Consider the following 11,307-nt stretch of genomic DNA (forward strand, 5'->3'; position numbering starts at 1 on the left):
ATTTAGAATGAGAAAAATTGTTATCAATGGTGGATTGCCCTTGCAAGGTGAAATCACTATTAGCGGTGCTAAAAATAGCGTTGTGGCCTTAATTCCAGCTATTATTTTGGCTGATGATGTGGTGACTTTGGATTGTGTTCCAGATATTTCCGATGTTGCTAGTCTTGTCGAAATCATGGAGTTAATGGGTGCTACCGTTAAGCGTTATGACGATGTGTTAGAGATTGATCCACGAGGTGTTCAAAATATTCCAATGCCTTATGGGAAAATCAACAGTCTTCGTGCATCTTATTATTTTTATGGAAGTCTTTTAGGTCGCTTTGGGGAAGCTACAGTTGGTTTGCCTGGTGGATGTGATTTGGGACCACGTCCTATTGACTTACACCTAAAGGCTTTTGAAGCAATGGGAGCTACTGTTAGCTACGAGGGAGATAACATGAAGTTATCTGCTAAAGATGTGGGACTTCATGGTGCAAGTATTTACATGGATACGGTTAGTGTCGGTGCGACGATTAATACGATGATTGCTGCGGTTAAAGCAAATGGGCGTACTATTATTGAAAATGCAGCCCGTGAGCCTGAGATTATTGATGTTGCCACTCTCTTGAATAATATGGGTGCCCATATCCGTGGGGCAGGAACTAATATTATCACTATTGATGGTGTTGAAAGATTACACGGAACTCGCCACCAGGTGATTCCAGACCGTATTGAAGCAGGAACATATATTTCCTTAGCTGCTGCAGTCGGTAAGGGAATTCGTATCAACAATGTATTATACGAACACTTAGAAGGATTCATCGCTAAGTTGGAAGAGATGGGTGTGAGAATGACTGTATCTGAAGACAGTATTTTTGTCGAAGAACAGTCTAATTTGAAAGCAATCAATATTAAGACAGCACCTTATCCTGGTTTTGCTACTGACTTGCAACAACCAATTACTCCACTCTTGTTAACAGCAGAGGGGCGTGGTACCATTATTGATACCATTTATGAAAAACGAGTAAACCATGTTTTTGAACTAGCAAAGATGGACGCAGATATTACGACTACAAACGACCATATTTTATATACTGGTGGACGTGGTTTGCGTGGTGCAAATGTAAAAGCTACTGACCTTAGAGCTGGGGCCGCACTTGTCATTGCTGGTTTAATGGCTGAAGGCAAAACTGAAATTACAAATATTGAGTTCATCTTACGTGGTTATTCAGATATTATTGAAAAATTACGTAATCTAGGAGCAGATATTACACTTGTTGAAGAATAAACCGTAGGGGTGTTTATGAATATTTGGACCAAATTAGCAATGTTTTCTTTTTTTGAAACGGATCGCTTGTATTTGCGTCCTTTCTTTTTTAGTGATAGTCAAGACTTCCATGAGATAGCTTCAAATCCAGAAAATTTACAATTCATTTTTCCAAGTCAAGCTAGTTTGGAAGAAAGTCAATATGCATTAGCGAATTACTTTATGAAGTCCCCTTTGGGAGTGTGGGCAATTTGTGACCAGAAAAATCAACAAATGATTGGTTCTATTAAGTTTGAAAAGCTAGATGAAATAAAAAAAGAAGCAGAAATTGGTTATTTTTTGAGAAAAGACGCTTGGTCGCAAGGGTTCATGACAGAAGTTGTTAAAAAACTTTGTCAGCTTTCTTTTGAGGAATTTGGTTTAAAACAACTATCCATCATTACCCACCTTGAAAATGAAGCTAGTCAACGGGTTGCTCTTAAGTCTGGATTTCGTTTGTTCCGTCAGTTTAAAGGAAGTGATCGCTATACAAGAAAAATGCGAGATTATCTTGAGTTTCGCTTTGTAAAGGGAGAAATTAATGAGTAAACACCAAGAAATTCTAAGTTATTTGGAAGAATTACCTGTCGGAAAGAGGGTCAGTGTTCGAAGCATTTCCAACCATCTAGGAGTCAGTGATGGAACGGCTTATCGGGCCATTAAAGAAGCTGAAAACCGTGGAATTGTAGAGACTCGCCCAAGAAGTGGTACTATCCGTGTTAAATCTCAGAAAGTTGCTATAGAGAGATTAACTTTTGCTGAAATTGCTGAAGTGACTTCTTCTGAGGTTCTGGCTGGACAAGACGGTTTAGAGAGAGAATTTAGTAAGTTTTCAATTGGTGCCATGACTGAGCAAAATATTTTATCTTACCTTCATGATGGGGGACTCTTGATTGTTGGTGACCGGACTCGTATTCAATTATTAGCGCTGGAAAATGAAAATGCAGTTCTGGTTACAGGTGGATTTCAGGTTCATGATGATGTGCTTAAACTGGCCAATCAAAAAGGAATTCCTGTTTTAAGAAGCAAACATGATACTTTCACTGTCGCGACCATGATCAATAAAGCCCTGTCAAATGTTCAAATCAAAACAGATATTTTGACAGTTGAGAAACTTTACCGTCCGAGTCATGAGTATGGTTTTTTGAGAGAGACTGACACTGTTAAAGATTATTTGGACTTGGTACGTAAGAATCGTAGCAGTCGTTTCCCTGTTATTAATCAACATCAGGTCGTTGTTGGGGTTGTTACTATGAGAGATGCGGGTGATAAGTCACCAAGTACGACAATTGATAAGGTCATGTCTCGCAGTCTATTTTTGGTTGGATTATCGACAAATATTGCCAATGTGAGTCAACGGATGATTGCTGAAGACTTTGAAATGGTACCGGTTGTTCGAAATAATCAAACATTGCTTGGGGTTGTAACCAGACGAGATGTCATGGAGAAGATGAGTCGTTCCCAAGTTTCTGCTCTACCTACTTTTTCTGAGCAGATTGGTCAAAAACTTTCTTATCATCATGATGAAGTAGTGATTACAGTGGAACCCTTTATGCTAGAGAAAAATGGAGTTTTAGCTAATGGTGTATTGGCGGAGATACTGACCCACATGACTCAAGATTTAGTTGTGAATAGTGGTCGCAATCTTATTATTGAGCAGATGCTAATCTACTTTTTGCAGGCTGTTCAGATAGATGATATATTGCGCATTCAAGCACGCATTATCCATCATACGAGACGGTCAGCTATTATTGATTACGATATTTATCATGGTCATCAGATTGTTTCAAAAGCAAATGTGACTGTTAAAATTAATTAGAAACTAGGAGAAAAAATGATAACATTAAAATCAGCTCGTGAAATCGAAGCTATGGACAAGGCTGGTGATTTTCTAGCAAGTATTCATATCGGCTTACGTGATTTGATTAAGCCTGGCGTAGATATGTGGGAAGTAGAAGAGTATGTTCGCCGTCGTTGTAAGGAAGAAAATTTCCTTCCGCTTCAGATTGGGGTTGACGGTGCCATGATGGACTATCCTTATGCTACCTGTTGTTCTCTTAACGATGAAGTAGCTCACGCTTTCCCTCGTCACTATATCTTGAAAGATGGTGATTTACTCAAGGTTGATATGGTTTTGGGAGGTCCTATTGCCAAATCTGATTTGAATGTCTCAAAATTAAACTTCAACAATGTCGAGCAAATGAAAAAATACACTCAGAGCTATTCTGGTGGCCTAGCAGACTCATGTTGGGCTTACGCCGTTGGTACACCGTCCGAAGAAGTGAAAAACTTGATGGATGTAACCAAAGAAGCCATGTACAAGGGGATTGAACAAGCTGTTGTTGGAAATCGTATCGGTGATATCGGTGCAGCCATTCAAGAATACGCTGAAAGCCGTGGTTACGGTGTTGTTCGTGATTTGGTTGGACATGGTGTTGGTCCAACAATGCATGAGGAACCAATGGTGCCTAACTATGGTATTGCAGGTCGTGGCCTCCGTCTTCGTGAAGGAATGGTCTTGACCATTGAACCGATGATCAATACAGGTGACTGGGAAATCGATACAGATATGAAAACTGGCTGGGCGCATAAGACCATTGACGGTGGATTGTCATGTCAGTATGAACACCAATTTGTCATTACTAAAGATGGTCCGGTAATCTTGACTAGCCAAGGTGAAGAAGGGACTTATTAATAAAAAGTGAAAAGGCTACTGGAAGTTCATTTCTAAAGAATCTAGTAGATCTTTTCATATTAAATAAACGCATTGTATCAAGTTTTTAAGTGCCTGATATAATGCGTTTTTCTGGCTTTAAAATTCTTACCTCAATATATTGTACTTTATAATCATTTCAAAAAAATGAACTTTCTACACTGTTACACTTCAGGTAAAAAATATGTTTCAGATTTTCTGTTACAGAAATAGATATCATTATGAAATAATTATTTTATATTTACTACTATTTCTATAAAAACCACAAAGATATTGGCAAACTATCTGATAAATAATTATTTCGTGTTACCAACAAGGCTACGAGGAAGGATTTGTTGCCTATCGTGGTTATGATGTTTAATGAATCTTTAAAGATTGCTTTAGAGCCTTATCATTCGGAATTGTTTTTGCCTATTTTGAACTCTGCTGAACGTGAAAGAAAGTTAAAACGAGAGGGTGTAGAGGAATTATATCTTCTTGATTTTAGTAGTCAATTCGATACTCTCACGACAGAAGATTTAAAGGATTACTTTGATGGAGAAATTATCATTGTTTCACGTTATTATTGTAGATTCTAAAAGAAATCAATTCAGTACATTACCTCTTTTTATTCTTTTTCAAAGGTGAATCCTTCTCCAAGGATTTCATGGGCTTCTGTAATAGTTATAAAGGCTTGAGGATCGATTCGATGAATCATTTCCTTCATTTTCACAATTTCATTTCTGCCGACAATACAGTAAATGATTTTTAAATCTTCTTGACTATAATAACCTTGACCTGAGATGAAAGTAACGCCTCTACCTAGGTCATCATTAATCGCCTTAGCAAGTTGGTCAGGACGTTTGGTAATAATCATAAATCCTTTACCTGCGTAGCCACCTTCGCCAATCAAATCAATGACACGCGAAACGATAAAATCAAATAAGAGCGTGTAGGAAACCAATCTCAAATCCTTGAAGATTAGGAGAATAAGCATGAGAATACAAAAATCTAAGATAAAAAGCAGTTTCCCCATGGATATATGAGTGTATTTATTGAGAATACGAGCTAGAATATCAGTACCACCAGTTGTACCTCCAGCATTAAAGATAATACCAAGACCAATTCCCAATAGAATCCCAGCTATAAGGGCAGTGATTAGTAAATCACCTTGAAGATCAATATGAAGGGGAATACGTTCAAAAAAGGCCAACCAGGCGGACAAGGCTACGGTTCCTAGTAAACTAGAATAGAGGGACTTTGCTCCAAAAATCTTCCAAGCTAGGATGAAAAGGGGAATATTAATCAGCAGGTTCATGAGAGAAACAGGGATTTTAAAAAGATAAAAGGTGATGAGGGTAATGCCTGTCGCCCCACCCTCAAAGAGATGATGAGGAACTACAAAATAAGTTAGACCAAAAGCATAGATAGCAGCACCTAGTAAAATGGTTAAAATGGGATAAATTTTTTTAATCATAGGGACCTCTTTTCTTATAAGTAGATTATATCAAATTTTTAAGGAAAATTTGAATGACTCCATTAGGATTTTTAATCTTTTTTTGATATAATTAAAAGTAAGAAAACCAATCTGAATCCTAAAATAGAAAGATTGATACTATGACAAAAATTAAGATTGTAACCGATTCATCTGTTACTATTGAACCTGAACTAGTAAAACAATTAGATATCACTGTTGTTCCTTTATCTGTAATGATTGATAACGTTGTTTATTCTGATGCGGATTTGAAAGAAGAAGGTAAATTTCTTCAGTTGATGCAAGCAAGTAAGAATCTTCCGAAAACAAGTCAGCCACCTGTAGGTGTCTTTGCTGAAGTTTTTGAAGACCTATGCAAGGATGGTAGCCAGATTCTTGCTATTCATATGTCTCATGCCCTTTCTGGTACTGTAGAAGCGGCACGTCAAGGTGCTAGCTTATCTACTGCCGATGTGACAGTTATTGATAGTTCCTTCACTGACCAAGCCTTGAAATTCCAAGTTGTTGAGGCTGCAAAATTAGCGCAAGAAGGCAAGGAGTTGGAGGAAATCTTATCTCATGTAGAAGAGGTTAAAAACCACACAGAACTCTATATTGGCGTTTCAACTTTGGAAAATTTAGTAAAAGGTGGACGAATTGGCCGTGTAACTGGATTGTTGAGCTCACTTCTCAATATACGTGTTGTCATGCAGATGAAAGACCATGAGTTGCAGCCAATCGTTAAAGGTCGTGGAGCTAAAACCTTTAAAAAATGGTTAGATGAGTTGATAACATCGCTCTCTGAACGTTCTGTAGCAGAGATTGGAATTTCATATTCTGGTAGTGCTGATTGGGCAAAAGAGATGAAAGAAAGCTTACAAGCTTATGTTGAAAAGCCTATTTCAGTTTTGGAAACGGGCTCTATTATTCAAACTCACACGGGTGAGAATGCTTGGGCTATTTTAGTACGTTACCACTCTTAAAAAAATAAATAAAATGGGAAGAAATAGCGTTTTTAACTTGACCTAAAAGGGATTTTAGGATATGATTATATTTGTTAATTAGAAATTAAATTGGAGGAATCATTAACATGGCAAACAAACAAGATTTGATCGCTAAAGTAGCAGAAGCTACAGAATTGACTAAGAAAGACTCAGCGGCAGCAGTTGAAGCTGTATTCGCAGCAGTAACTGAGTACCTTGCAGCTGGTGAAAAAGTTCAATTGATCGGTTTTGGTAACTTTGAAGTTCGTGAGCGTGCTGCACGTAAAGGTCGCAACCCACAAACTGGTAAAGAAATCAAAATTGCAGCTTCTAAAGTTCCAGCATTCAAAGCTGGTAAAGCTCTTAAAGACGCTGTTAAATAATCAACCTTCAAAAAGCCTATCATATCAAGCATTTGAGCTTGTGTGACAGGCTTTTCTTTTGGTTTTGGGGCATTTTTGAGGCAGAATCTGAATGAACTAGTACCGGAAAATCTTTCAAATACAGACTAATTCAAATTGCGTAGCAGAAATCATACAAATGAAATTGATTATAGTAAAATAGGATTAGAATTATTAAGAAAGTTGGTTTTTTATTGGAAACGATAGTATTTTCAATCTCCGTTTTTTTAGCAGGGATCTTGTCCTTCTTTTCCCCTTGCATTTTTCCTCTGTTACCTGTTTATACTGGAATTTTGCTGGATGATCAGGAAAGTGCAAAAAGCTTTTCTTTATTTGGTAGAAAAGTTGCCTGGTCTGGCTTGATTCGAACTCTTTGCTTTATCGCAGGTATCTCTCTCATTTTCTTTATTTTAGGCTTTGGTGCTGGTTACTTTGGTAATATTCTCTATGCCAATTGGTTTCGCTATACCATGGGAACAATTATTATCATTTTAGGCCTTCACCAGATGGAAATTTTTCATTTTAAGAAATTAGAGGTTCAAAAAAGCTTTACTTTTAAGAAATCAGAAGCAAATCGTTATTGGTCAGCCTTTTTACTCGGTATTACTTTTAGCTTTGGTTGGACGCCTTGTATTGGTCCTGTTTTGAGTTCTGTTTTAGCGCTTGCGGCTTCTGGAGGCAATGGTGCTTGGCAAGGAGCGATCTATACCTTAATTTACACTCTAGGGATGGCTATTCCTTTCTTAGTCTTGGCACTAGCTTCAGGCGTAGTTATGCCATATTTTAGTAAAATTAAACGTCATATGATGCTGCTGAAGAAAATTGGTGGTTTCCTCATTATTTTAATGGGAATTTTGTTACTATTAGGACAAGTAAATGTTCTAGCTGGAATTTTTGAATAAAGGAGAAAAAGATGAAAAAAGTAATGTTTGCTGGCTTAAGCCTCTTGTCATTAGTCGTATTGATGGCCTGTGGTGAGGAAGAGACTAAAAAGACTCAAGCTCCACAACAATCCCCAAAACAACAGCAACAAACGACTGTACAACAAATTGCTGTTGGAAAAGATGCGCCAGACTTCACCTTGCAATCTATGGATGGTAAAGAAGTTAAGTTATCTGATTATAAGGGAAAAAAAGTCTACTTAAAGTTTTGGGCTTCATGGTGTGGTCCATGTAAGAAAAGTATGCCTGAGTTGATGGAATTAGCGGCGAAACCAGATCGTGATTTTGAAATTCTTAGTGTCATTGCACCAGGAATTCAAGGTGAAAAAACTGTCGAACAATTCCCACAATGGTTCCAAGATCAAGGTTATAAAGATATCCCAGTTCTTTATGACACAAAAGCAACCACATTCCAAGCTTATCAAATTCGAAGCATTCCTACAGAATACCTGATTGACAGTCAAGGAAAGATTGGAAAGATACAATTTGGTGTTATCAGCAACGCGGATGCAGAAGCAGCCTTTAAAGAAATGAACTAGAATAGATAAAAATCTGATTACAATATGTAGTCAGATTTTTTTAGAAAAACATTTTATAAATATTCACAAATATCCTATATTTATGGTAAAATAGAATCATCATTTTATTTTGGAGTCAAAGATGAATATATTTAGAACAAAGAATGTTAGTTTGGATAAAACGGAGATGCACAGGCATTTGAAGTTATGGGATTTGATTTTGTTAGGTATCGGAGCCATGGTAGGGACAGGTGTCTTTACTATAACAGGTACTGCAGCCGCAACACTTGCTGGTCCAGCCCTAGTGATTTCAATCGTCATTTCTGCCTTGTGTGTAGGATTATCAGCCCTCTTTTTTGCAGAATTTGCTTCACGAGTACCTGCTACAGGTGGTGCCTACAGTTATCTCTATGCCATCTTAGGAGAATTCCCAGCCTGGTTGGCAGGTTGGTTAACCATGATGGAGTTCATGACAGCCATATCAGGTGTGGCTTCGGGTTGGGCAGCTTATTTCAAAGGGTTGCTCTCTCAATACGGGATAGCCCTTCCTCAGGCTTTAAATGGTACCTTTAATCCTCAAGCAGGAACATTTATTGATTTATTGCCTATTCTTGTCTTGGTATTGGTGACCTCGCTTGTTTTACTTAATGCGAAAGCAGCCTTACGCTTTAATTCTATTCTAGTTATTCTGAAATTTTCCGCTTTAGCTCTCTTTGTTTTAGTAGGAATTTGGCATATTAAACTTGATAATTGGAGCAATTTTGCTCCTTATGGTTTTGGAAAAATCTATGGTGCTAGTACTGGTATTATGGCTGGTGCGTCCTTGATGTTCTTCGGTTTTTTGGGGTTTGAATCCATTTCTATGGCTGTAGATGAAGTCAAGACTCCTCAAAAAAATATTCCTAGAGGGATTGTCTTATCGCTTTCTATCGTAACCATTCTTTATGCCTTGGTGACGCTTGTCTTGACTGGTGTGGTTCACTATAGTCATCTAAATGTCGACGATGCCGTTGCCTTTGCCCTTCGCAGCGTTGGGATTAGTTGGGCAGCTAATTATGTGTCATTGGTGGCTATCTTGACCTTGATTACGGTTTGTATCTCGATGACCTATGCCCTATCTCGTATGATTTACAGTTTAGCGCGTGACGGCTTGATGCCTGCTGCCTTTAAAGAACTGACCAAAACAAGCAAGGTACCAAAAAATGCTACTATCTTGACCGGTCTAGCTTCAGCAGTAGCAGCAGGAATGTTTCCTCTTGCTAGTATCGCAGCCTTCTTAAATATTTGTACCTTGGCCTACTTGATCATGCTGGCTTATGGTCTGATTCGATTACGGAAAGAAAAAGGAATGCCCAAAGCAGGAGAATTTAAAACACCACTGGTACCCTTATTACCGATTTTATCAATCATCATTTGTTTATCATTTATGTTGCAGTATAATATGGAAACCTGGATTGCTTTCCTAGTTGCATTGTTAGTAGGAAGTATTATTTACTTTACTTATGGTTATAAGCATTCTACCATAGAAGAATAATACTCTTCGAAAATCTCTTCAAACCACGTCAGCTTCGCCTTGCCGTATGTATGGTTACTGACTTCGTCAGTTTCATCTACAACCTCAAAAACATGTTTTGAGCTGACTTCGTCAGTTTCATCTACAACCTCAAAACAGTGTTTTGAGCAGCCTGCGGCTAGCTTCCTAATTTGCTCTTTGATTTTCATTGAGTATATAAAGTGAGAATCTGTTGAGTTATTGAAACTCAGCAGATTTTTATATGTGAAAGAAATTTCAAATTTTTTCTAAAAATAGCTTGACAGATTAAATTTTTAGGAGTAGAATGTTTACCAGTTAATTAAATAGTTAAGGAGTTATCTATGAAGAAAAAAAGTTTATTTTTAGTATTGTTAAGTATCTTTCTTTTGTGTTTAGGTGCTTGTGGGCAGAAGGAAAGCCAGACAGGGAAAGGGATGAAAATCGTGACCAGTTTTTATCCTATCTATGCCATGGTCAAGGAAGTATCTGGTGACTTGAATGATGTTCGAATGATTCAGTCAAGTAGCGGAATTCACTCCTTTGAACCTTCGGCAAACGATATCGCGGCCATCTATGATGCAGACGTCTTTGTTTACCATTCGCATACGCTCGAATCTTGGGCAGGAAGTTTAGATCCTAATCTAAAAAAATCTAAAGTGAAGGTTTTAGAGGCTTCTGAAGGAATGACCTTAGACCGTGTTCCTGGGCTAGAAGATGTGGAAGCAGGTGATGGAGTTGATGAAAAAACGCTTTATGATCCTCACACATGGCTAGATCCTGAAAAAGCTGGAGAAGAAGCTCAGATTATCGCTGATAAACTTTCAGAGGTGGATAGTGAGCATAAAGAAACTTACCAGAAAAATGCGGAAGCCTTTATCAAAAAAGCTCAAGAATTGACTAAGAAATTCCAGCCTAGATTTGAAAAAGCGAGTCAGAAAACCTTTGTAACACAACATACAGCCTTTTCTTATCTAGCGAAGCGATTTGGACTCAATCAACTTGGAATCGCTGGTATCTCTCCTGAACAGGAACCAAGTCCAAGACAACTAACAGAAATTCAGGAATTTGTTAAAACCTATAAGGTTAAAACGATTTTTACAGAAAGTAACGCTTCTTCAAAAGTAGCTGAAACTCTTGTCAAATCAACAGGTGTGGGGCTTAAAACTCTGAATCCTTTAGAGGCAGACCCACAAAATGACAAGACCTATTTAGAAAATCTTGAAGAAAATATGAGTGTTTTAGCAGAAGAATTGAAATGAGGAAAGAATGAAAATCAATAAAAAATATGTAGCGGGTTCAGTGGCAGTTCTTGCCCTAAGTGTTTGTTCCTATGAACTTGGTCGTTACCAAGCTGGTCAAGTTAAGAAAGATTCTAATCGAGTAGCTTACATAGATGGTGATCAGGCTGGTCAAAAGGCAGAGAACTTGACACCAGATGAAGTTAGTAAGAGAGAGGGAATCAACGCCGAACAAATTGTT

General features: G+C 37.8%; 13 protein-coding genes and 1 pseudogene. 12 read left to right on the forward strand and 2 right to left on the reverse strand.

Going from position 1 to position 11,307, the window contains the following annotated elements:
- Positions 1–7 precede the first annotated feature (7 nt).
- The 5 genes and pseudogenes from F9B91_RS02510 to F9B91_RS02530 all read left to right on the forward strand — a co-directional run.
- Positions 8–1,267, forward strand: a complete 1,260-nt coding sequence (locus tag F9B91_RS02510) for a UDP-N-acetylglucosamine 1-carboxyvinyltransferase (RefSeq protein WP_045611736.1) — start codon at positions 8–10, stop codon at positions 1,265–1,267.
- 15 nt (positions 1,268–1,282) lie between these two features.
- Positions 1,283–1,834, forward strand: a complete 552-nt coding sequence (locus tag F9B91_RS02515; protein WP_150922449.1) for a GNAT family N-acetyltransferase — start codon at positions 1,283–1,285, stop codon at positions 1,832–1,834.
- Entirely contained in the window at positions 1,827–3,104 is a 1,278-nt protein-coding gene (gene spxR / locus F9B91_RS02520; RefSeq protein ID WP_150922432.1) for a CBS-HotDog domain-containing transcription factor SpxR, read from the forward strand. Before F9B91_RS02515 ends, spxR begins: the two co-directional genes overlap by 8 nt.
- A 15-nt stretch (positions 3,105–3,119) precedes the next feature.
- The gene (locus F9B91_RS02525) at positions 3,120–3,980 is read left to right on the forward strand and encodes a methionyl aminopeptidase (protein ID WP_000631543.1); all 861 of its coding nucleotides are present in this window, start codon (positions 3,120–3,122) and stop codon (positions 3,978–3,980) included.
- A gap of 314 nt (positions 3,981–4,294) precedes the next feature.
- Positions 4,295–4,552 (forward strand): annotated as a pseudogene (locus F9B91_RS02530) (bifunctional riboflavin kinase/FAD synthetase); the annotation flags it as partial.
- 53 nt (positions 4,553–4,605) lie between these two features.
- On the opposite strand, the gene F9B91_RS02535 reads toward F9B91_RS02530, so the two are convergent.
- Positions 4,606–5,454, reverse strand: a complete 849-nt coding sequence (locus F9B91_RS02535; RefSeq protein WP_150922433.1) for a YitT family protein — start codon at positions 5,452–5,454, stop codon at positions 4,606–4,608.
- Positions 5,455–5,594: 140 nt separating this feature from the next.
- Between F9B91_RS02535 and F9B91_RS02540 the strand changes: the two genes are divergently transcribed.
- The 5 genes from F9B91_RS02540 (at position 5,595) to F9B91_RS02560 (ending at position 9,828) form a co-directional block, all read left to right on the forward strand.
- Complete coding sequence (locus F9B91_RS02540; protein WP_070527640.1) at positions 5,595–6,434, forward strand: DegV family protein; 840 nt, start codon at positions 5,595–5,597, stop codon at positions 6,432–6,434.
- Between the two features lie 107 nt (positions 6,435–6,541).
- Complete coding sequence (locus tag F9B91_RS02545) at positions 6,542–6,817, forward strand: HU family DNA-binding protein (protein ID WP_001284640.1); 276 nt, start codon at positions 6,542–6,544, stop codon at positions 6,815–6,817.
- A gap of 212 nt (positions 6,818–7,029) precedes the next feature.
- On the forward strand, positions 7,030–7,737 hold the full coding sequence (gene ccdA2 / locus F9B91_RS02550) for a thiol-disulfide oxidoreductase-associated membrane protein CcdA2 (protein ID WP_049500759.1): 708 nt from the start codon (positions 7,030–7,032) through the stop codon (positions 7,735–7,737).
- An 11-nt stretch (positions 7,738–7,748) separates the two neighbouring features.
- Positions 7,749–8,315: a thiol-disulfide oxidoreductase-associated lipoprotein SdbB gene (sdbB, locus tag F9B91_RS02555; RefSeq protein WP_049500758.1), complete on the forward strand. Its 567-nt coding sequence runs from the start codon at positions 7,749–7,751 to the stop codon at positions 8,313–8,315.
- A 121-nt stretch (positions 8,316–8,436) separates the two neighbouring features.
- Positions 8,437–9,828: an APC family permease gene (locus F9B91_RS02560; protein ID WP_150922434.1), complete on the forward strand. Its 1,392-nt coding sequence runs from the start codon at positions 8,437–8,439 to the stop codon at positions 9,826–9,828.
- Here the strand turns inward: F9B91_RS02560 and F9B91_RS11400 are convergent.
- Positions 9,801–10,016, reverse strand: a complete 216-nt coding sequence (locus F9B91_RS11400) for a hypothetical protein (RefSeq protein WP_150922435.1) — start codon at positions 10,014–10,016, stop codon at positions 9,801–9,803. The genes F9B91_RS02560 and F9B91_RS11400 overlap by 28 nt on opposite strands.
- 153 nt (positions 10,017–10,169) lie before the next feature.
- On the opposite strand from F9B91_RS11400, the gene adcAII reads away from it, so the two are divergent.
- Both adcAII and F9B91_RS02575 read left to right on the forward strand, forming a co-directional pair.
- Complete coding sequence (adcAII, locus tag F9B91_RS02570) at positions 10,170–11,087, forward strand: zinc-binding lipoprotein AdcAII (protein WP_150922436.1); 918 nt, start codon at positions 10,170–10,172, stop codon at positions 11,085–11,087.
- A 7-nt stretch (positions 11,088–11,094) separates the two neighbouring features.
- Positions 11,095–11,307: pneumococcal-type histidine triad protein (locus F9B91_RS02575; protein ID WP_150922437.1), on the forward strand; the 213-nt coding region annotated here is incomplete at its 3' end.

Origin of the sequence: Streptococcus mitis, from assembly GCF_008763935.1 — a bacterium.
GTDB classification, from domain to species: domain Bacteria; phylum Bacillota; class Bacilli; order Lactobacillales; family Streptococcaceae; genus Streptococcus; species Streptococcus mitis_DB.